16 protein-coding genes are annotated in these 21243 nt (G+C 65.2%); 2 read left to right on the plus strand and 14 right to left on the minus strand.

Features of this window, described 5'->3' with window-relative positions:
- Positions 1 to 422: 422 nt before the first annotated feature.
- On the minus strand, positions 423 to 1451 hold the full coding sequence (locus B0E53_RS16210; RefSeq protein ID WP_107076840.1) for a hypothetical protein: 1029 nt from the start codon (positions 1449 to 1451) through the stop codon (positions 423 to 425).
- Between the two features lie 231 nt (positions 1452 to 1682).
- On the opposite strand from B0E53_RS16210, the gene B0E53_RS16215 reads away from it, so the two are divergent.
- Both B0E53_RS16215 and B0E53_RS16220 read left to right on the plus strand, forming a co-directional pair.
- The gene (locus B0E53_RS16215; RefSeq protein ID WP_168215338.1) at positions 1683 to 3443 is read left to right on the plus strand and encodes an ATP-binding protein; all 1761 of its coding nucleotides are present in this window, start codon (positions 1683 to 1685) and stop codon (positions 3441 to 3443) included.
- Positions 3436 to 4896: a UvrD-helicase domain-containing protein gene (locus B0E53_RS16220; protein WP_107076842.1), complete on the plus strand. Its 1461-nt coding sequence runs from the start codon at positions 3436 to 3438 to the stop codon at positions 4894 to 4896. The genes B0E53_RS16215 and B0E53_RS16220 overlap by 8 nt, the downstream gene beginning before the upstream one ends.
- Positions 4897 to 5141: 245 nt before the next feature.
- On the opposite strand, the gene B0E53_RS16225 is transcribed toward B0E53_RS16220, so the two are convergent.
- From B0E53_RS16225 to B0E53_RS16295, 13 genes are all read right to left on the minus strand, one after another.
- On the minus strand, positions 5142 to 6389 hold the full coding sequence (locus B0E53_RS16225; RefSeq protein ID WP_107076843.1) for an ATP-binding protein: 1248 nt from the start codon (positions 6387 to 6389) through the stop codon (positions 5142 to 5144).
- 10 nt (positions 6390 to 6399) lie between these two features.
- Positions 6400 to 7065: a hypothetical protein gene (locus B0E53_RS16230; protein WP_210406085.1), complete on the minus strand. Its 666-nt coding sequence runs from the start codon at positions 7063 to 7065 to the stop codon at positions 6400 to 6402.
- A gap of 536 nt (positions 7066 to 7601) precedes the next feature.
- Positions 7602 to 10742, minus strand: coding sequence for a DEAD/DEAH box helicase family protein (locus B0E53_RS16240; protein WP_107076845.1), 3141 nt, complete (start codon positions 10740 to 10742; stop codon positions 7602 to 7604).
- A complete protein-coding gene (locus tag B0E53_RS37020; RefSeq protein WP_146167683.1) occupies positions 10739 to 11917 on the minus strand; it encodes a restriction endonuclease subunit S in 1179 nt (392 codons plus the stop codon). The genes B0E53_RS16240 and B0E53_RS37020 overlap by 4 nt, the downstream gene beginning before the upstream one ends.
- 56 nt (positions 11918 to 11973) lie before the next feature.
- Positions 11974 to 13719, minus strand: a complete 1746-nt coding sequence (locus tag B0E53_RS16255) for a class I SAM-dependent DNA methyltransferase (RefSeq protein WP_107076846.1) — start codon at positions 13717 to 13719, stop codon at positions 11974 to 11976.
- Positions 13720 to 13974: 255 nt separating this feature from the next.
- Entirely contained in the window at positions 13975 to 14853 is an 879-nt protein-coding gene (locus tag B0E53_RS16260) for an aminoglycoside phosphotransferase family protein (protein ID WP_107076847.1), read from the minus strand.
- Complete coding sequence (locus tag B0E53_RS16265) at positions 14850 to 15503, minus strand: histidine phosphatase family protein (protein WP_107076848.1); 654 nt, start codon at positions 15501 to 15503, stop codon at positions 14850 to 14852. Before B0E53_RS16265 ends, B0E53_RS16260 begins: the two co-directional genes overlap by 4 nt.
- A complete protein-coding gene (locus tag B0E53_RS16270) occupies positions 15500 to 16234 on the minus strand; it encodes a phosphotransferase (protein WP_107076849.1) in 735 nt (244 codons plus the stop codon). Before B0E53_RS16270 ends, B0E53_RS16265 begins: the two co-directional genes overlap by 4 nt.
- Positions 16231 to 17067: a class I SAM-dependent methyltransferase gene (locus tag B0E53_RS16275; protein ID WP_107076850.1), complete on the minus strand. Its 837-nt coding sequence runs from the start codon at positions 17065 to 17067 to the stop codon at positions 16231 to 16233. Before B0E53_RS16275 ends, B0E53_RS16270 begins: the two co-directional genes overlap by 4 nt.
- A 9-nt stretch (positions 17068 to 17076) precedes the next feature.
- Positions 17077 to 17583: a topology modulation protein gene (locus B0E53_RS16280; protein WP_107076851.1), complete on the minus strand. Its 507-nt coding sequence runs from the start codon at positions 17581 to 17583 to the stop codon at positions 17077 to 17079.
- A gap of 50 nt (positions 17584 to 17633) precedes the next feature.
- A complete protein-coding gene (locus B0E53_RS16285; RefSeq protein ID WP_107076852.1) occupies positions 17634 to 18683 on the minus strand; it encodes a hypothetical protein in 1050 nt (349 codons plus the stop codon).
- On the minus strand, positions 18665 to 20383 hold the full coding sequence (locus tag B0E53_RS16290) for a carbamoyltransferase C-terminal domain-containing protein (protein WP_107076853.1): 1719 nt from the start codon (positions 20381 to 20383) through the stop codon (positions 18665 to 18667). Before B0E53_RS16290 ends, B0E53_RS16285 begins: the two co-directional genes overlap by 19 nt.
- Positions 20380 to 21243 (minus strand): thymidylate synthase (locus B0E53_RS16295; RefSeq protein WP_107076854.1); only part of this gene is annotated, 864 nt, incomplete at its 5' end. The genes B0E53_RS16295 and B0E53_RS16290, both read right to left, overlap by 4 nt.

The raw sequence follows: 21243 nt of genomic DNA on the forward strand, positions 1-21243 counted from the left end.
GCTTCCGTCTCCACGACACGCCGAAATCCATAAAGGACTATCGCGGCCGCCGAGACGTCAGGGTTAAAGAACAAGCTTAGTCCCTTTGGTGGTATCCGCCGGAGAGAAGACCCTATGCGACGATCACTCATAGGAGTGGAGACGACAAGCAACGGCAACGTTGAGCTTCGATGCCCAGGCGCAGCGGCTCGATGCCCTGCTGGCGGCAGTAGCGCAGGGTGGTCCTCGACCGCTCGCCCGTAAGCATCGATGGTGTTCGGAGCCCGGCCGATGCGCGCAGTGAACTCAAGCCATCGACGGCCGTGCGCATGCTCAGCGAGAAGCGGATACCTCGCCCACCCGATAGCAGTCACATCAGAACAACGATCGCCCGCTGGCACCCGCTCGCGAGCCCTCGCGCCGCGCCCTCCCGTACGACCGACCTACGTCTGCATCCGGGCCCAGGAGTAAAAGCCGAGCAGGACGAGGACGGCGATGAAGCAGCAGAACATCCCCCACCGAAACGCCCGCCATGACCAGCCCTCGGCGGACTGCTGCGCGGCTACGCTGGCCGCCTGGGCAGCCCCTTCGAGCGCTGCTGCCGTCTGGGCCATGCCGGCAATATGAGTCGAGGCGTCGGCGAGCCTTTCTACCGACTCGTGAGTGACCTCGATCCGACGCGCCACGTCGTGAAGCTCCTCGCCCGTGCGTTGGATCGCCTCTATTCGCGTGAGGGTCTGCGACATCTGATCATGGAAACCATCAAACTGCCGCAGGGCGTACACGAGGGTCTCCACCGAGTCTGGAAGATCTTGCAAGCCTCGTGACGAGTACATGAGCATTTCCACGGAATCCGGCAGCTGGCTCAGACTTCTTGCCGAGTAGCTAAGCATTTCGGCGCTCTGAGGGAGATGCCGCAGGTCCTCGGCGGACGACCTGAGCGCTTGGGCGGTCTGCGCATCGACGTAGGGCAGCGTGAAGGCATCCGCGACGAGCTGCTTGACCAAGTCCAGTGTCTCACTTCCGATCCCGTGAACCCTGGCAAGCGCCGCATCGATGCCATCGCGGGTATCGTCAATGGCCTCCGCCAAGATCGCTTTCAACCGATCCTGCGTCAACCAGTCGATCTCGTCCAGCTCGTCCGACAGGTCACCCTCGACCTGCTCCTTCCAAGCAGTAAGAAGGTCGACCGTGTAGACGTGCAGGTTCTCCCTGCGATCGACCACCTTGTGGTGAGGCTCGCAGAGCAAGATCAGGTTTCGGAAGTGGTTGCGTTCAAGATCCGACATGTCCGCGTCGTAGCGGGCACTCGTCTTCTTCAACCCACGGATGTGGGCAATCTCGACCTTGACCTCCCATTCCTCGTTGACGAAGCGCATCACCCTCGTCGCGCAGTCGGGCTCATAGCAGTGCCCCCGGCTGAGCATGAACAACGCCTTCTCGCACCCCGGCGAGTAGTTGCGATCACCCATCGAAGCTCCCGTCCTTCTACATGCCCCGGGCGATCCAACGCTAGGCGATGGGTGTGACACTCTGGGTGAGCGCGATGGCCGCCGCCGATGATTGGCGGAGGGCCGCCGCGCAACACTCGGCGAGTCGATTTTCGCCAACATCGTCAGTGTGAATGCTCGTGCCGCCTGCCGACCCGCCGAGCCTCAATCGTCATCCACCTCCGTCGGCCCCGGCGGAACTACACTGCGCCGATGCAGATCCGGCGGGTGACCGTTAGCAACTTCCGAGGAATCCGTGAGGCAGAGTGGCGGCTGCCCGCAGAGCGCTTCTTGTGCCTCGTCGGGCCCGGTGACAGCACCAAGACGACTCTGCTTGATGCGATTGCGCTGGTGCTGACATCGCGCTTCAACGTGACCTTCAGCGATGCCGACTTCTACCAGTGCGACACGTCGCGCCCGATCACCCTGCGGGTTCTCATCGGCGACCTGAGTGACGACCTACTCGCCGACACAGCCTTTGGGATGAATCTGACCGGCCTGACGGCGAATGGGGACCTCGAGCATGATCCGTTAGCCGGATCTGAGCCATGCGTTTTGCTGCAGTTGAGCGTGGACCAAGACCTCGAGCCGACCTGGTCGGTGGTGCGCCACGGGGAGTATGAGGATGGACTGCCGCTGACCGGCGGGAGACGGAAATCACTGGGTCTCTTCCGCGTCGATGAGCGGGTTGACACCCACCTCCGGTGGGGCCGCGGATCGGCGCTAACGCGCATAACGAACGACGGTGCGAGCGAGGCGGTGACCGTCGCGCAACGCGCCTCGCGCAACGCCGTGTTCGACCAGCCCCTTCCTGCACTCGAAGCAGCAGCGAAGCAGGTGTCCGAGGCGGCCGGCGCGATCGGAGGTGGGCGGTTCGACCTGCGTCCGGGATGGGACCCAGTAGCCAGTGCCTCTCCCAGCGCACTTCTCCTGCACGAAGGCAACGTGCCGCTGACCAACGCGGGACTGGGCAGCCGACGCCTGACTAGTATCGCAGCGCAGGAGCAGGCGGCGATCAAGGGCGACATCCTTCTCATCGACGAGATCGAACATGGACTCGACCCCCACCGGCTACTGCATGTCTTGCACCAGATCAAGCAGCGCTCGGCGGGTGGCCGCGGACAGGTCATCATCAGCACTCATTCACCGCTCGCCGTACAGGCGATGAACGCCACCGACATCTGCGTAGTTCAAAACGACGCGGGCAAAACCGAGGTGCGCGCCGTGCCAGCGGATATCGCCGGAACGCAGGGCGCGTTGCGTGCCTGTCCGTCAGCGATCCTCGCCCGCAAAGTCGTCGTCGGGGAGGGAAAGACCGAAGCAGGGATCATCCGGCATCTGATCCGTGCCTGGAACGATGAACGCGCCCGTGACGGGAAGCCTTCGCACGCCGCGCTGGGCGTAGCGTTCCTCGACGGCGGCGGTAACCCCGCCGCCGCCCGCGCCACGATCTTCCAGAACCTCGGGATCCAGGCTGTGCTGGTTGTCGACCGCGACGACCCCAGCGTGGACGGGCCCATCGCCCTGGCCGAGAAGGCCGGCGTGGAGGTCATCCGTTGGCAGCCCGGCAAATCGACCGAGTCCGAAGTCATCCACCCCCTTGACGAGCCATCCATCGTCGCGCTGCTGGAGCTGGCGGTAGATCTCAAAGGCTCGGACGCGGTGGTGGACCACGTCACGACTGCGCTTCCGCGCCTGCTCAAGAACGAGGTGTCCCTGACGTCGGTGGCCTGGTCCGACGCGGGCTACACCCTCGAGGAGGTTCGGGCTGGCGTCGCTAAGGCCGCGGGGGGCGGCGCCGGGAAGAAGGCTTCCGATAAGGCGTGGTTTAAGCGTGAAGATGCCGGGGAGCGACTCGGCGAGTTCATTCTCCAGCGCTGGTTTAACTACCAGGACCAGCACCTAGGCGAGGAGCTGACCAAACTTCGCCGCCACGTCTACGGTGACGAGGAGCAGCAGAGTTCCGATGAGTGAGGCCGTCCGTACGAGCGCTGAGCAAATCCGAGAGGCCATGCCGTGCTCGGTCGCGATGCCGGCAGGCACCGGCAAAACCGAGATCATCGCCTCCCTCGCGGCTCTAGCCGCGGAGGCGGGACAGCGAGCGCTCATTCTGACCCACACCAACGCTGGGGTCGAGGCGCTTCGGCGGCGGACACGACGCTTCGGCGTCGCCGCAAATGCCGTGCGAATCGAGACGATCGCCAGTTGGTCGCACCATCTCGTACGCCAGTACCCCCAGCTGGCACGCATCACCGTCCCCACCTACCCCGACTGGAACGAATCGAAGGTCTACTATGACGGCGCGCTTCGGGTTCTGACAAGCGGCATCATGCGTCGAGTGCTGCCGGCCAGCTACGCATTCGCTGTCATCGACGAGTATCAGGACTGCACCACGCGTCAGCATGCGTTGATCACGGCCGTCGGTGAGATGCTGCCACTGAGTGTCTTCGGCGATCCCATGCAGGCGATCTTCGACTTCGACGCCGATCCCCTGGTCAACTGGACTGCGGATGTGGCGGGCCGCTGGCCAGCGATCGCGATATCGATCGCACCCTGGCGGTGGCGGGGTCACAACGATGATCTCGGACAATGGTTGATCAACGTGCGCGACGACTTTACGCTCGAGCGGCCCATCAGCCTCACGGGAACAACGGCCGTGCGATGGATCAGAGCCGAAGCCAACTCCTACGCCAGCGCCGTCAGAGTTTGTCGGGATATACGGAACGAACACGGCACCGACACCATCGTCGCGATCGGCCGCTGGGCCCGAGACTGTCACGGCGTGGCCAGCCGGCTCAACGGCACCTACACCGTAATGGAGACGATCGAAGGCGAGGACATGGTCGCCTTCGCGCGCATCGTCGACCGAGGCAACCCGTACGAGGTCGCTGCCGCAACCGCTCAATTCGGTAAGGACTGCGCCAGCGGCGTCGCCGACCACCTGACGAGCACCGATGTCAAGAAGCTCCGGGCAGGCAAGACCATCACACACCTCAAGCGGCCCGGTGCCGAAGAAGCCCAAAGTCGCCTTTCGGCCCTGCTCGACGACCCTGCTCCACGCCGGGTCCGCGATGCCCTCATCGCCATTGCCGCGCTGCCCCGCATCCGCCGCTACCGCCACGACGCATGGTCAACGATCTCCAGGGCGCTGTCCATCGCATGCATCAACGGCACCGCCGTTGAAACAGCTGTCGTGGAACTGCGAAACCAGACTCGAGTGACCGGCCGTGTGGCTCTGCCTCACGTCCTCGCCCGAACAACTCTGGTCAAGGGCCTCGAGTACGACCATGCCGTAATCCTCAACGGTGACGCACACACACCTACCAGCCTCTACGTGGCACTCACCCGACCCAGGAAGACGCTGACGATCATCAGCCAAAACCCGCATCTGTCGACCGCCACGCTCACGCGACCCAGGCGAGGTTGACCAGGTACCGCGCGAACTACCCTTGAACGAGGGGACCTCGCCAAGCCGCCCCTGACGGGTGCGATGCCCACGGTGAGCGCAAGGTGGAAGCGGCGATTTATCCAGCAACTGGCGAAATCCACTCCGCCGCGATGGCGGTTAATCTGAGCATGGTGCCTGAATTCCACATAAGGTGCGTTATTGCCCCACCGCGCGACAGCGGTCGCACAGGCCCTCCTCGTCCTGCACGGCGTTGAGGCCAGCCGCTACTCAGGATGGAAACGGCTCATGGTCTGCACGTGCGCGATGCCACCCTGGTTCAAGCAGTCAAGCGCCAAGTCGTGCACCTGCTGGTAGAAGTCTGTCGACTCCGCGTCTGCTCGTACCGTCACCTCGATGGGCGTGTACTGGGCGAGGGCGATGGTACTGCCCGAGTACGAGAAGTTCATCCCGTCGGTGGTCCAAAGCTGGAGCCGCTCCGTCTTGTTCCACTCGAACCCGACCCTGACCTCGTACTCACCGAGTCCCAGACGATCGCTGGCCTCACGGATCAGGCCCATAAAGTCTGCGATCGCCACCTCGACGTCTCGCGACTCGACAACATGGTCATCGTTGTACTCGGTACTCGAACGCCGGTGACCGCCGACCGCCGCCGTGAGGCTCACTGAGCCGTTGTCGTGGATGCTGACCCAGGCCTCCTTCCAACGCTGGCTGTCGCCGTCGATCATGGGTCTAGCCGTCCAGCGGCGGAGCCCGGGGCGTGGGTTGTTCCGGTCGACGTTCTCAATCGGGTGCAGGCTGCCTCGTCCGACGTAGACGAGTGCGTTCTTGCTCGCCTCCTCGAACGCCATCCTGGCTACCGTCTGATCTGGCCGGTTCGTGAACGCCGACGACAGTCGCGGGTGCGCTACTGCAACGATCCAGGCGGGGCTATCGGGTGAGCGCATCGCGGCCGACTCGGCGTAGAGCTTGTCGAGCACCTCGGTGGATCGTCGGCGCTCGTCGAAGCGCGCTCGGTACATCGCCTCGATCTGACGCTCTTTCATCCAGACAGTGTCTGCGTCGTTGCGGATTGGTGCTCCGAAGTACTCCTTCTTGTAGATCAGGTGCGGGCCATCGACACTGCGTGGAATCGTGACGACTACGCACTGGTTGCCCGGTTCACCGAGCTGGAGTACCTCGAGCCCGAAGACCGGCGGGCTGATCGCCGTCACGGCGGCGCTGCGCAGGCCGCGCTCGTAGACCTCAGTCAGCTCGCCGGTGTCCTTGCGTCCGGTGGCTGCCTTCTGTGCTTCCGTGACGCCGAAGACCAATGTGCCGCCACCGCTGTTGGCCATGGCAGCAACGTCCTTGGGGAAGTCGGAGTTCGGGATCGCGCCGAGCGGTGGCAGCTCGGATTTCCAGTCCAGGTCGTCCGCTTCGCGGAGCCCCTGAGCGGTGGCGCGGTCGATCATGTCGTCTGTGAGTGGACCGGGCGGATCGCCGAGGTAGCGATGGATCGATGTGAAGGTCATCAAGGAGCACCTACAAGTTGCGGCTGGTCGGGAAGTCCGAGTCCGGTGTGGTCAGCAGCGACCTCTGCGACGTCTCGAACTTGTCGAGGATCTTTTTGAGCCTATCGATGCTGTGCTCGGACTTGGACTGTCGGGCGTACGCGAGCACGAGCTCGCGGTCGTAGGCGCCGGATGCTGCGAGGTCCTTGAGGAAGCTGAGGGTCATGACCTCATCGGTGCTCTTGGTCCAGGCGTTGTATCCCTCGTACACGATGCCCTGCAACGTCTTGGAGACCTCGGCGTTCAGGCCCGCGTCCATAACCTCGCCAGTGACGGCGTTGTACGCGCTATGGAGTCTCGCCCAGCGGTCGAACTCGCCAGGGATCCACTCGACGAGCACCACCACGCTCCGCTTCTGGAGCTGGATCTTCTCCATAACCTTGTAGGTCGGGCACCAGGCAAGGACCACTCCGCCATCCTGCGGGTGGCCGCTCCGCTCGGTCACGATGTCGAGCTTGGCGAGTTCGGGGTGATGGGTCGCCGAGTCCTTGCGGGGGGCCACGACCGTCAGGCGGGCGCGGCGCTCGCGCGCTACAGCAAGGCCCAGCCGCTTGCCAGGCAGGATCGTGTCCGTTTCGGTGCCACGCGGCACGTAGATGTAGCGGTGCCTGAGCACCTCTTCTAGCTGGCCCGACATAGCAGCTCCCTCGAGGTCGTCCTGCTCAGGAGGCTAGACGGCACCTCCGACAGTCGGTCTGGTGTCTCGCTCGGGAATACCTCGTCCCAGTTGGCGGGGGTTTCTCGGGGGTAAATGGGGGACACCGGTGGTTGTTGCTGGGACGTTCGCGCGGCCCGACCAGGCCGCCCTTGCCCCGTCTCCGGCGCGTGTGCGCGGCATGCCACTGAGTATGGGAACTGGCTTCGCAATCAACGACCCGCAGCGGTGGTCCCGCCAGGATCACTTATCGCATCCGAACGAGACACCCCCGTGGATGTCGCGCGCTTGCACTACAGGGCCGCTGACATCGCCCGAGATGGAGTTCGCCATGCCGTCCGGACCGGCTGTGACGACTGCGTCAGTCCGCTCCCATCGGGCTTGGAGCTCTGCGCCGAACGCCGGGTCACGTGGCGCCTCGCGGTCCAGCAATACCGCAAGTACATAAGCGGCGTCCTGTGATGGCTGGCGGAGCAGGCCCTCGATGACCTCGCGCTGAGCCCGGATCCCCGGGCTGCTCACACGTCTGTCCCCTGGTCGATCGCAGCTTCGTAAAAGGCGTCCGCAAGCGCCATGATGACAGCGCTGATGCCAGGGCCGTCGCTGAAAAAGTAGTCGGCCATGGTGTTGTGGGCCTCCTGGTTGTCGACGACCGCCTCGGTTACCGCCGCTTGGAAGTCCTGCGATTCCATGAACTGCTTCTTCGAGTTCACCTTGACCTGGTTGACCAAGTCGGGGTAAGCGAGCAGCCGCTGCACCAGTCCCTGCACGAACTCACGGACCTGAGACGCGGAGAACGACTCGGCGCCGAAGAGGTCATTCATCTTGTCGATGACGACCTGTAGTGCGACGTACTTCGGCTCCTTCCGAGTGCCGGTGCCCGCAGCGCCGATGCCTTTGAGCTCGCCGTCACCGGTCAGCGAGATGTCGACCGCAGTCCCCTTGGTGTGCTTGACCCCGACTAAGACCACGTCCGAAAGGTCAACCTCCGCAGCCCACGACGCGTCTGCGATGACCTTCTCCAGGAGCCGCAGGAAGATCGACAGCATCTCCATGTACGGGTCGCCGTAGTCGACGATCTGGCTCATGAAGTCGTAGAGGCGGACGTAGGTGGATACGTCCTTGCGGAACAGGTCGAGGGTGTTGAGGGTGACCTTGTCGTCGGCCTCGATTGCTGCCGTGTAGCGGCGGGCGAAGTCGTTCTTGGCCGGGCTGATCGCGGCCGAGAGCGCCTTGTTGCCCTTGCGGGTGACCCATAGTCCGGCGACCTCGCGCACCTGCTCAGGGGTGTAGATCCCGGCTTGGGCGAGCTTGTTGGCGAGATGGACGACGATGTACGGGTCGGTCTCGGTCTCCAGGGTGGCGTTGGTGAAGTACGGCTCGAATGCAGTCCGGATGTGCTCAGGCTTGTTCACGAAGTCGAGGATGAACGTCTTGCGCTTCTGCTCTCCGCCCGCGGTGCGGTGGGTGCGGTTGAGCCGGGACAGCGTCTGCACTGCGGTGACCCCGGAGAGCTTCTTGTCCACGTACATGGCCGAGAGCAGCGGCTGGTCGAATCCTGTCTGGTACTTGTTGGCGACCAGCATGATCTTGTATGTCGTGCCCTTGAAGGCGGCGGCCAGGTCCGGCCCGGCGCCAGGGTTCAGGCTGGCCTCGGTGAACTCGTCGTCCTTGCTCGGCTGCGGCCCCCAGTCCGAGGCCCACTCCTCGTTCTCGGCCATCTTGACGGAGTTGGAGAAGGCGACCAGGGTGCGGTAGTTGTACGAGGCGTCCTTGGCGGCCCGCTTGGCGATGTAGGCGTCGATCGCCTTCTTGTACTTCACCGCGGCCTTGCGCGAGTCGGTCACGACCATCGCCTTCGCCTTGCCCTCGAGCAGGTGGGCGACGTTGGCGTGGAAGTGCTCGACGATGATCTGCACTTTCTGGCTGATGTTGGTTGGGTGCAGCTTGACCCACCGCATCAGCCCCTTACGCGCTGCGGCCTCCTCCACCTCTTCGTCGCCGTCGCCGCTCTCGGCCCGGCCGGCGATCTTCAGCGCGGTGTCGTAGGACTGGTAGCCCCTGAGCACGTCGAGGATGTAGCCCTCCTCGATCGCCTGCCGCATCGAGTAGAGGTGGAACTCGACCGGCTTCCCGTCAGGACCGTTGCGGCCGAAGAGCTCCAGGGTCTTATTCTTCGGTGTCGCCGTGAACGCGAAGTAGGAGATGTTCTCCGACTCGGCCCGCTCGGTCATCTCCGAGGCCAGGATCGCCTCGACGTCGACCTCACCGCCCTCCTCGATCTCCTTGACCTCCTCCGCGGTCAACACAGCCTTGAGCTTGGAGGAGATCTGCCCGGACTGCGACGAGTGCGCCTCGTCGGCGATCACCGCGAACCGCCGGCCCTTCAGCGACGAGTCGGCCCGGATCTCGTCGAGGGCGAACGGGAAGGTCTGCACCGTCACCGCGATGATCAACTCCCCGTTCTTCAAGGCGGTCGCCAGCAGCCCGGACTTCGACTTCGCCCCCGCCTTGCGAACATCCTGCGGGCTGATCGTAGCCACGATCTTCCCCGACCCGTCGATCTGCCGGATCGCCTCCTGGAGCTGCCCGTCGAGCACGGTGCGGTCCACGACCACGATCACCGAGTCGAAGAACTTCTCGTCGTTCACGTGCAGCCGCGCCAGCCGGTGCGCGGTCCAGGCGATGGTGTTCGTCTTCCCCGACCCTGCCGAGTGCTCGATCAGGTAGCGATGCCCCACCCCTTCCTCGCGCACCGCTGCCACGATGTTCGTCACGGCCTCCCACTGGTGGAACCGAGGGAAGAGCATGCTCGTACGCCGCACCGACGTTCCGGTCGCGACATCCCACTCCTCCTTGGTCTCCACGATCATCAGCCGGCCGATGATGGTGAGCCAGGCGTCCTTCTCCCAGACCCGCTCCCACAGGTACGCCGTCGCCGACCGCCCGCCCTCACCCGGCGGATTCCCGGCGCCACTCTCGTGACCCATGTTGAACGGCAGGAAGTGCGTCGTCTCGCCCTCCAACTTGGTGGTCATCGCGGCCAGGTCGTTGGAGACCGCGAAGTGCACCAGCGCACGATGCCCGAACGACAACAGCGGCTCCGGCCGCCCGTTGGTCAGCGGATGCCGGTTCTTGCGGTACTGGTTGATCGCCTCATCGAGAGACTGGGTGAAGTCGGTCTTCAGCTCGACGGTCGCCACCGGAAGCCCGTTGACGAAGAAGACCAGGTCGATGCTGCGCTGGTCGGCGGTGGAGAAGTGCACCTGCCGCATCACCCGCACCCGCATCGCCGCGTACTGCTCGTTGGTGGTCGCGTTCAGGCTGGTCTCGGGGCGGAACTGCGCCATCTTCAACCGACCACCACCGATGTACTGCACCCCGTTGCGCAGGATGTTCAGCGTCCCGCCGCCATGTTCGAGAGGCTTGTCGAGCGCCGTGGTCAGCACGTCGAGGAACTTCGCCTGGGACCCCGCCGCCTTCAACGCCTTCTCGTACGCCGCCTTCTGAGTCTCTTCTAGCCAGCCGAACACATCCTCGGGGAAGAGCGCCCGCTCTCGGTCGTAGCCGGTGCCGCTCGCCGAGTAGAGCCACCCGTGGGACTCAAGGTACGCGCAAATCTCGGACTCGAAGACGACCTCGTTGTGATCGGCCCTCATGCCGTCTCCCGTACGTCGATCTGCCCCGTCACCGCCGCCGTGATCAGCGCCGATCGACGCTCGCGGGCGAGTTCGATGAACCGCTCGGTCTCCGTGATCATCGTATCGATCTTCGCAATCTGCTCGTCGAGATAAGCGACGATGCGCTGCTGCTCCACAAGGGACGCATCGGGAAGGGGCAACTCTCGAAGCGCGCTTACGTTGAAGTGACCCTGGAGCGCTCCAACAGAGCCGTGCTCGATGCGAGATGCCGCCAGCGGCGAGTTGAGATACCAGACCAAGAAGTCCGGATTGGTGCCTTCTCCGGGCCTGACGATGAGGATGTCGATGGCGTTGGCACCATCGAGTGCGTCAGGGACCTTCGCCGCCGCCCCTGCCCGACCGGTTCGGACAATGACGATGTCGCCCGAGCGCAACTGCGACTTTGGATGAGCCGCGTGACCTTCCTCTGAGATGTGGATTAGGTCTGAGAACGAGATTGAACCGCGCTTGACGTTGACGCCTCGAAGTGCCGGGACACCGGCATCGACGTACCAGCGCGAAGGCTGAACCACGATGCCCACTGTCACGTCATCCACCGCGAATTTGAGGCTGCGCTCCTCGCTCGCCGAATTAAGGAACGTCTTGGTCACAACTCCGTCGCGGCGTTCGCGGAGCATCTCGATCAGCCGCTGCTGCTCCTTGATGAGCGTGTCGATGCGGGCGGTCTCACGGTCGAGGTAGTCGGCGATGGCGCGTTGCTCAGACAATTTAGGCAGCAACCACGGTCCGTCAGCCAGCTCCTCCCGGTTGACTTTTGGCATCTTCACACGCATCGACATCGCAGTGGCGAAGTCGTGGAACGGCTTCGCGGACATGAAGTAGCGAGCGAACCGCGTGTCAAGTCTGTCTGACAGCGAGATTGCGTACATATCCGCGCTGCAAAGGCAGTCCTCGACAGCGATTGCAACCTTGTTCAGAGCTGGGCGGATCTTGGAATAGAGGATCTGACCGGCGGTGGCCACATACTTTCCGCTGTCAGCACCTTGGTCCGCTGCAGTCTCCCGCCCTACGAGTCGACCGGTGCCCGACTCGATGTGATTTGGGGCAACCAGCACCATCCCGGACCACGGCTCCGCTCGGGGATCGACCTGGCCACCGCTGATGACTGCCTCGTAGCGGAAGCGGGACTCCACCCAGTCATCCGGAATCCTGCCGAGCCAAGGCGAAGCGGAGTTCCTATATGCCCGCCTCAACCTTCAACCTCCCGCAGCAAATCGAGGATCTTGGCAACCTGCTTCTCCAAGTCGGCGTCGATCTCGGCGAGGGGTCGGGGCGGAACGTACTTGTAGAAGTGGCGGGTGAAGGGAATCTCGTAGCCGGTCTTGGTCTTGGTCCAGTCGATCCAGGCATCGGGAACGTGGGGTTTCACTTCTGTGTCGAAGTACGCCTGGATGACTTCGGCCTCGGCTGCGGCACCGGCGGTCGAGCCGCCGTAGGTGAATGGGACGTTCTCGGTGTCGCGCTTCTTCGGGTCCGGCTTGGGCTTGGCCTTGCGGTCGAGCACCGGCCGGCCGGACTCGTCGAGGAGGGGGCGCTCGATGGTGATGGTCCAGTAGCCGAACTCGTCGTTGCGCAGCACCTTGGCGTAGTCCGGGTCGGCGTCGGTGAAGTCGGCGTACAACTGGACGACCTTGGCGCGGTCCTCCTCGCTGAGTTCACGGTTCTTGGCGCCGAGGTTCTTGCGCATCTTCGTCCAGAACGACGATCCGTCGATGAGCTGGACCAGGCCCTTGCGGTCGCGGTGCTTGGTGTTGTCGAGGATCCAGATGTAGGTGGCGATGCCGGTGTTGAAGAACATGTTGGTCGGCAGCGCGACGATAGCATCGACCAGGTCGTTCTCCAGCAGCCACTTGCGAATGTTGGAGGCGCCGGACTCGGCGGCGCCGTTGAAGAGCGGCGAGCCGTTCATCACGATGCCGACCCGACCGCCGCCATCCTCGGGGGCGCGCATCTTGTGAACCAGGTGGAGCAGGAAGAGCATCTGCCCGTCCGAGATCGCCGGGAGGCCGGGGGCGAACCGGCCGTAGGGACCCGCTTCGTCGCGCTCTTTCGTGACCGCCTTGGCGTACTGCTTCCAGTCGACGCCGTAGGGCGGGTTGGACATGCAGAAGTCGAACTGGCGGCCCTTGAACGCATCGTCGGTGAGGGTGTTGCCAAAGGCGATGTTAGTGGCGTCGTAGCCCTTGGCCAGCAGGTCGGACTTACAGATCGCATACGACTGCGGGTTGTACTCCTGCCCGTACAGCCTCAGCTTCGCGCCGGGGTTCTGCGCGAGCAGGTGCTCCTCAGCCAGGGCGAGCATGCCTCCGGTGCCCGCGGTGGGGTCGTACAGTGCGCGGACGATGTCGGCCTCGGTCAGGTCGGCGTCCTTCTCGGCGAAGAGAAGGTCGACCAGCAGCCGGATCGCGTCCCGCGGGGTGTAGTGGTCACCGGAGGTCTCGTTCGCGGCCTCGTTGAATTTGCGGATGATGTACTCGAACGCATCGCCCATGTCGGCGTTGGAGACGACGTCTGGATGCAGGTCGACGGACCTAAAGGACGTAATTACCTCGCGCAGGAGTCCCGCCTTCTCCAGTGCGAGGATCTCCTTCTTGAAGTCGAAGTACTGGAACACGTCGACATCGGGCGAGAACCGGTCGATGTAGTCGGCCAGGTTGTCTGCCAGCCCGTCGGCGTCGGCCAGCAGGTTGGCGAAGGAGTAGTTCGAGGTGTTGTAAAACGGCCTGCCAGTCGCCTTATTGACCTCGATCTTGAGCCGGTTGGGGTTGTCGTACTTTGCCGCCAGCGCGCGCACCATTTCGCGGTCGGGCTCAAGAACGCAGTCGAGGCGTCGCAGAATTGTGAGCGGGAGGATCACGTTGCCGTATTGGTTGGGGCGGTAGGGGCCCCGAAGCTGGTCGGCGATCGACCAGATGAAACTACCGAGGGCGCTCACAAGGCTCCTTACGAGGATCACTCAACGACAGGCGCTGGACGCACTGCGCAAGCCTGTGCCTGTCGTCCGAGCAGGTTGCGGCGCACAGTCTGCAGCAGCCGGTACGCTGCCAGACATCATCGCGCATCACAACACCCCCGTGCCACGAGGCTGGCAGCAGCGACCCGCTCGGCGAATCCGTCGCGGTCGCCGCCTGCGGCACATGCTCGCAGGTTCCGTCCCGTCGTAATACGCGATAGAAGGGCACCCCCGGCGCTACAAGGCATCGGGGTGGCAACCTGTAGATCGTTTGGATTGGGCATCGCGGACCATGGCAGTCAGCGTGTCAAGGTGTGCGCAGTGTTCGATGATCTTGCGATCAAGCTCGGTCAGCTCGCCGTAGGTGCTGGTGAACGCTTCTTCCAGGTCAGGTCGGCTCGGCCACGTTCGGGTAGCGAGGCGGACGAGGTCCCGAGGGGCCAGGTCGAACCGAGCGTGCTCGAAGTCGATCACCGCGACCGCCACGCCAGGCAGCGATGAGACGCCGTCGGTTCGGTGGTGGCCGTTCTGCCCTTCTTGAGAAGTGGTCGTGTACAGCAGGTTGCGCGGCGTGAAGTCGAGGTGGCATGGAACGGCAGGGAGCGGTCCGAGCGCGGCGAGGTCGCGGAGGTGAGCGCGGATCTCAACCCGTCGCCTCTCGCTCACAAGCTCTCCTGCAAGTGCGAGCCAGTACTCGCCGCGTTCGGCCAACCAGGCGGTGATGTCTAGTTCTGGCTGCGACGTGTCGGTGTTATGGAGCAGGCCCAGGAGTCTGCCAGCTTGCCGGTGTGCTTCGGCTTCGCACTGATGGTCAAGATCTGCTTCGGCAAGTGGACGCCCCGGCAGAGCGGTGACCACGACGCTTAGCGGCTCTTCACTGACGGCGATCAGCTTGGGCGCACTGTTGCCGAGGGCTGGTGTCCAGTGCTGATAGGCGCGGACTTCCTGGCGGTGGCGGTCGTGGCCGCGGTGACACTTGACGATGACGTCCCCGACGCTCGTGCTGGCGCGGAGCACGGCGGTGCCGTTGTGACCGGCGTGCAGGGCGACGGGTCGAGCGTGGGGATCAACGAGGCGTCGGCAGATGGTGAGCAGGGTGGCAGCTGTATCGCTCATTGCTGTCGATTGGTGAGGTGTCGGGTGTCGTTGTGGGCGGCGAGCGTCCAGACGTGCCTATCGAAGCGGTTGACGTGCTTTTGCCAGCGGGAAATGCAGGCGTAGTCGGTAAGGAATCCGAGTCCCAGGCGTGTTGCGGGTGGTAGCTGGAGGAGCAATACGTGTGCGGCTTCGATGGTTTCGCCGTGAGCGGCGATCAGGATGCGTCGTCCGGCGTGCCGTTCGAGGATCTGCCGCAGTGTGCGGGTCGCTCGATCGAGGTACTGGTTCCAGGTTTCTGAGCCGGTGGCGTAGGGCTGGTCGGGGTTGTGCTGGGGCGGGCCGCCGAAAGCGGTCTTGACTTCGTGCCAAGGACGGCTGTCGGCGTCGCCGTGGTCGGGGCCGCGTAGGTCGTCAACGATCTCGGCGGCCACGGGTAGCGCCTCGGTGATGATCTCGATTGACTCTCGGACGCGCCGGCGAGGGGTGCCGTAGAACGCGTCGAAGGGGCGTTGCTGGTGTTCAAGGGCGAGGCGCTGGGCGAGGCGCTGAACCTGGCTGCGGCCCAGAGGACTGAGGCCGGTGCAGCCGAGTTCTCCTCCGACGGTGCCGGTGGCATTGTTGTTGGCCTCGCCGTGGCGGGTGAGGAGGAGTTCTGTGGTGACTGTCACGGTGTCGGCTCCTTCAGGCTGAGCGGTCCAGCGGGTGCCGGCCAGGGACGCACGGCAGGCCAGGGGTGCCGGTAGCCATTGCGGTGTAGGTAGCGCGCGGTGAGGAGGTGGTGCATCTCCGCGTATCGGGTGAGTTGGGTGAAGGTGCAGGAGTGGGTGGGTCCGCCGGTGGTCTCGACGTGGCGGGTGTAGGCGGCGAAGGCATCTTCGACTTGATGGCTGTCCAAGGTGCCGAAGGTCATGGCGGCCGACACGATGAGTTTGGCGAGGTCGTAGCCGAATGGGGCGAGGGTCAAGTCATCGAAGTCGACCACCGCTGGCCCGGTGGCGGTGATGATGAAGTTGCGCGGGTTGGCGTCCTTGTAGAAGGCGGCCGGGAGGCCGGTGGGGTCTACACCGACCTGGGCGAGCACGGCGTGTCGGCCGGCGTGGAAGGCCGACAGGGTCGCGCCTGTCCGGGTGTGGAGGGGCCGGTCGAGGTGGGCGGTGTGTAGTTCGCGGGCGTAGGCGGTGCCGTGCATCTGTCCCAGGGCGGCGGCGAGGTCCGGCAGGTCGCGCTGTTGTGGTGGCGTGCCGTCAAGGTGTTCGAATACCAGGTGGGTGGCGGTTCCGGGGTACAGGTGCGGTAGTCGCACGTTACTGCCGAGCTGTTCAAGCCACTGCAGGTGCGTTCGGGCGGCAACGCCCCGGGCCGGGTCGACATAGCGTTTGACGAATGCCGCCGGGCTCATGGTCGCGTGGCTACCAGGTACGTCACGGTGGAAGCCGCAGTAATTGGCTCGTCGGAGAGACGGGCGCGCAGCGCGGCGGCCAGCGCCGCCGGGTCGGCGGTCAGCTTAGATGGGAGCCGGTACTTCGGGCTGGTGACCGCATATTCGGCGAGGTGAGCGAGATCGGTGAACCGGAAGGTGTGCTGCTGGTCCACCCGTCGACGGAGGATGAATCCGGCCGCTGCTAGCGCCGCTTCGGCGTTGCTGGTGTGGAACGCCTCGTACAGGCTCGGTCGGCTGACGGCCTCCCGGTCCAGGCCGCTCGCGGCGATGACCCTGTCGATGTTGATATAGCTGTCGGCTGATTTCGTCGCGGCGATGAGGTGCGCGCCCGGCGCCAAGCATGCGCCGATCTCGGCGAGGGCCTTTTCGGGGTGCCGCGAGTGGTAGAGGCAGAACGCGGCTGCGGCAACGTCGACGTGGGCGAGGACACCGCGCAGGTGGTGGAAGTCAGCGGCTACGAGTGTGACTTCGCGGCGCTGGGCGCGGAGCCGGTTGCCGGTGACTGCCAGTAGTGCCGGGGACTGATCGACAGCGACGATGGTTGCTGCGGGGTATTGGTGGGCCAGTCGGATGGTGGTGGTGCCCCTTCCGCAGCCGATGTCCGCGACTCGGCTGGGGTTGGGATGGGCAGCTGCGGCGAGCGCGGCGATGGTGGCGGCGGCGTCCGCGCCGGTGATCTTCGCTCGGTGTAGGGCGCTGGTGCGTTGCTCGATCCGGTCCGCCGTGGCGTAGAGACTGCTTCGGACGAGCTTGGTATCGGTGAAGGGAGCTGTAGGGGTGGACAAGTTCACCTCCGCAGGTCAAGTGCTGGAGTCGAGTTGACGCAGAAATCGGTTGGCCTGCCGTCTGCTGGTTAGCCGCACGTATCGGAGGTGGCGGCCGAATTCAGCGACGAGGGTGTTGACCCTGGGGCGCATGCTGCGCCGGTAGCCGAGCACGTACTTGATGAAGGACCAGGTGATGCGGTCGTAGACGCCGTCGGCGTGTTGGCCGCCTCGGTAGCGCCAGCGGCGCTGGGCGATCCCCCAGAGGCAGGTGAGGGCCGGCAGGTCGAGGAAGACGACGGTGTCGGCACGGGCCAGGCGGATGGGCAGAGTCGAGGCGTAGTTGCCCTCGATGATCCACCGATCGGCAGCGACCAGCTCGCGTTGAGCGACGGCGAACTTCTCCATCGGGGTTGGGTTCCAGTCGTCGTCGTAGTACAGCGTGTCGAGGTTGGTGACAGGCAGTCCAAGCGTGGTGGCGAGGTGGCGGGCCAGGACGGTCTTTCCGGAGCCGCCGCAGCCGATGATGGCGATCCTGTCCATGGCCGCCGACGGTAGTAGGCGCCTGGTGTTGTCGGGTGGAGGCAAGCCGGTCATCGGCTGGCCTGGTGAGCCTTGTGGCCTGCGAGGACCTGCTCGATGGTGTCGAGTTGACGGGACAGGCGGAACAGATCGAGCCGCTCCAGGCACAGGCCGATCAGTTCGGCGTGGTGATCGGTCCCGGCCAAGCTCACCAGCTCCGCGATCCTCTGGGCGACCTGATGTCCGTCGGTCACGTGTAGTTCGGCTGGGGTGAACCGGGCGGCGTCGCGGATGGCCGTCGGGGTGATTGGCAGGCAGCCGGCGAGGACCGCCTCGAACAGCCGTTGGGTCACGTGCGCTACGCGGGCGTACCGGTCGGGCAGTAGCAGCAGAGTGGCCACCGCCCGGTGGTGGAGGGCGTTCGCCGCGGTGAACGGCACCCGGCCGTGGAAGTTGAGACGCGGCCACCGCTGGGTACGGGTCCACTTCCCCGCGACCAGGTGAAGATGGACGGCTGCGGCCGGGGCGAAGAACCGGTCGAAGGCGTCGTCGCGGTCGTACTGGTTGCCGACGTACACCAGCGGCAGGTCCCGATGCCGGGTCGCCAGAGCCATGGGATCGGCGCAGTCGAGCGCGGAGTCGGCGACCGGGAACAGCAGCGACACCGCGCCGGGCGAAGGGTGCAGCGCCGGTTCACAGACGGTCACGTTCGCCGCCTGCCGCAGCGGATGACGCTGCGGCAGCTGCCGGTCCTTGTCCCAGAGCACGGTGGGAGTGCCTCGTCCGGTGTAGTGGTCGAGCAGCTGTTGCTGGCGGTGCAGGTCGCAGGTGTGGCCCGGCGCGCCGCACGCGGTGGTGTTGCGTCCCGGGATGGGCCAGCGCCATTCCAGGAACAGCACGTCAAGCTCGGGTAACTCGCTATCCCAAAGGTAGGCGCGGGTCAGATCGAGGCCGGCCTCCTCGTAGTCCCGGTTGGCCTGGACGAACACGGCCTTGTGACCACGGTCCTGGAGACCGTCGATGAATACTCGGCGGTGACTGCGCCCGCCGTCCGGAGTTTCGGTGATGCCGGGGCCGAGAAAGCCCCAGAAGCTGTATCCGATCAGCACTTGGTCACCCACCAGCCTTCCAGCATGAGGGCGTCGAGTCCGCTCTCGGTCAGGCAGTTCAGCGCCATGTCCGGTGTGCCGCAGATGGGTTTGCCCTTGACGTTGAGCGAGGTGTTGATCAGCACAGGGTGGCCGGTGATCGCGGCGAACTCCGCCAGCACCTCGGCGAGGAACGGGTTCCTGTCGGGGGTGACGGTCTGCACCCGGGCGGTGTCGTTGACGTGCACGATGGTCGACAACTCATCACGAGTCAGTGCCGTCACACCGGAGGCGATCGACATATACGGGGCCAGCTGCGGCAGGGTGAAATAGTCACTCGCCGCCGAGGCGAGAACGACCGGGGCGAACGGGCGGAACGGCTCGCGGAACTTCACCGTGGCGTTGAGCCGGTCGACCACGTCGGACAGCAGCGGTGAGGCCAGGATCGACCGGTTACCCAGCGCGCGGGGGCCAGCCTCCATCCGGCCGTGGAACAGGCCCACCGTGTACCCCTCGGCGAGCTTGATCGCCAGGTGCTTGGCCGGCACAGAGGGTCGGTGCGCGCTGAGTCCGGGGCGAGGATGGTCGGGCAGCGTCAAACCGGTGTACGCCGGTCCGAGGTAGCACCGGTCGGCGACGCCGGTGGGAAGCCGGCGGGTGGCGTCGAGGCTGGCTGCCAGCGCCGCGCCGATCGCCGTTCCCGAGTCACCTGGTGCCGGCGGGACGTGAACCTCGTCGAAGATCCCCGCCTCCACGATCTTGCCGACCGCCACACAGTTCGCGGCGACGCCACCGCCGACGCACAACAGGCGCATCCCGGTCACCGCGCGGGTGCGACGGGCCAGGTGCACCATGACCTCCTCGGTGCGCTCCTGTAGCGCGGCAGCGAGATCGGCGTGGACGGGTTCCACCGGTGCTGCGGGATCGCGGCTGGGGCAGGTGGCGGCGATGAAGGCGGCGCTGACCCGGGGGTGGTTGCGGGCGAGGACGCGCAGCGGAAACCACGGCGGATTGAGCACGAAGCCGCGCTCGGTGAGCACGATCGCCTCGCGCATCAGGGAGCGGAAGCGGCACGGGTCGCCGAGTGCGGCGAGCGCCATGACCGTGCCTTCTTCGTCGCCCCGGCGCCAGCCGAGGTGTTCGGTGACTGCCCCGTAGGCGTAGCCGAGTGACGCCGGGTCGGTGATGTCCTCGGTGATGACGGTGCGACAGCTTGCGTCCGATAGTCGAAGCCCGCTGCCGATGGTGGTTGACTGCACCTCACCGAGGCTGTCCACGACCAGCACTGCGGCGGCGTCGTAGCCGCTGGAGGCGAAGGCGTACAGGCCGTGGGCGCGGTGGTGCAGTACCGGCGCTATCCGGGCGTTCGGGAAACGGCTCTGTAGTTCCGCCATCCGGGTGGTGAACCGGTCGTGGACTTTGCGGAAGCTGTCCGCTCGGGGCTGTGCCCGGTCGCGTGTCTCGGGCATCCGTGCGAACAGTTCGGTGGCGGGCAAGGCGTCGAGGTAGCGGCGGCCGTCGAAGTTGTAGGCCAGCACGTCCACCGACGCGGGGGTGATGCCGGCGGTGTCGAGCAGCCAGGCGACCGACTGCTGGGGGTAGGCGGCGGTGTGCTTGTCGCCGGTGAGCCGTTCCTCTTCGGCGAAGCCGACCATGTCGCCGTTGGCCAGGAGCGCGGCGGCGGAGTCGTGGGTGAACGCGCACAGGCCCAGCACGATGTTGGTAGTGGTCATTGGGCATCTCCGCGCGCGGAGCCGGCCAGTTCGGTCATGTGGGTGAGGTGGGTGTACCAGCTCCGTAGGGCCTGCCCCAGGTCGCCGTCGATGTGCGCAGCGAGGTCGTGTGCGGCCGGCCGGTGGCCTGCGCTCCATCGGCGGTAGCTGGTCAGCATGGCGGCCATCTCTACCCACGGCGCGCCTGCATCTGTAACGGAGTCACCCCTCACCATGGTCGTGAGGAATTCGGTGAATCCGTCGACCGGTGCGAACAGCGCCGGCATGCTCGGTGAGGGAGCGACGGTGGACTCGGCTACCGCCGCAGCGGCCAACTCGTGCTCGGCGTACACGTGCAGGGAGTCCACGTGGTGGTGGTAGGTGCCCAGCTCCACGCCAAGCCAACCGGCCAGGAGCTCGTGCAGCATTGTGGCGGTAAACAGGTCGTACGGCAGACCCAGCCACACATCGTTGCTGCGCATGGTGGTGTGCATCTCCAGCCGGCCGTGGCGGATGAAGAAGCGGTGGTTCAGCGTGCAGGGCACGTCGCGGTGTCCGCGGGTGTCCCGTTGCGGGTCATAGAGTTGGATGACCGCCTGCCGGCTGTCCGGATCCCGCTTCAGCAAACGGCGAACGTGATCGAGCTGGTCCACGCCGCGCCAGTGCCGCATCCTCGGCCCGTAGGCACCCTGCAGCCTGCCGCGGTCGGCGTACCGTTCGAGGGATCGGTTGTAGGTGAAGATCCATGGTTCGTCGGAGCCCGAGAGGATCCACAGCGCCTCGGCAACTGCGAAGGCGGGGTTAAGGGCGCGTCTCAGTTGGTGGCCTTGGTCAGCCTGCGGTAGCAGATGAGCAGGCAGCCGATGTCGGCGAACGCGAGG

Origin of the sequence: Micromonospora sp. MH33 (genome assembly GCF_003013775.1) — a bacterium.
Classification (GTDB): domain Bacteria; phylum Actinomycetota; class Actinomycetes; order Mycobacteriales; family Micromonosporaceae; genus Micromonospora; species Micromonospora fulviviridis.

What these genes read in the sequence shown, in the direction of transcription:
- B0E53_RS16210 (WP_107076840.1), bottom strand. Translation starts at nt 1,451, where the DNA reads ATGGGTGATCGCAACTACTCGCCGGGGTGCGAGAAGGCGTTGTTCATG.
- B0E53_RS16215 (WP_168215338.1), top strand. Translation starts at nt 1,683, where the DNA reads ATGCAGATCCGGCGGGTGACCGTTAGCAACTTCCGAGGAATCCGTGAG.
- B0E53_RS16220 (WP_107076842.1), top strand. Translation starts at nt 3,436, where the DNA reads ATGAGTGAGGCCGTCCGTACGAGCGCTGAGCAAATCCGAGAGGCCATG.
- B0E53_RS16225 (WP_107076843.1), bottom strand. Translation starts at nt 6,389, where the DNA reads ATGACCTTCACATCGATCCATCGCTACCTCGGCGATCCGCCCGGTCCA.
- B0E53_RS16230 (WP_210406085.1), bottom strand. Translation starts at nt 7,065, where the DNA reads ATGTCGGGCCAGCTAGAAGAGGTGCTCAGGCACCGCTACATCTACGTG.
- B0E53_RS16240 (WP_107076845.1), bottom strand. Translation starts at nt 10,742, where the DNA reads ATGAGGGCCGATCACAACGAGGTCGTCTTCGAGTCCGAGATTTGCGCG.
- B0E53_RS16260 (WP_107076847.1), bottom strand. Translation starts at nt 14,853, where the DNA reads ATGAGCGATACAGCTGCCACCCTGCTCACCATCTGCCGACGCCTCGTT.
- B0E53_RS16270 (WP_107076849.1), bottom strand. Translation starts at nt 16,234, where the DNA reads ATGAGCCCGGCGGCATTCGTCAAACGCTATGTCGACCCGGCCCGGGGC.
- B0E53_RS16280 (WP_107076851.1), bottom strand. Translation starts at nt 17,583, where the DNA reads ATGGACAGGATCGCCATCATCGGCTGCGGCGGCTCCGGAAAGACCGTC.
- B0E53_RS16290 (WP_107076853.1), bottom strand. Translation starts at nt 20,383, where the DNA reads ATGACCACTACCAACATCGTGCTGGGCCTGTGCGCGTTCACCCACGAC.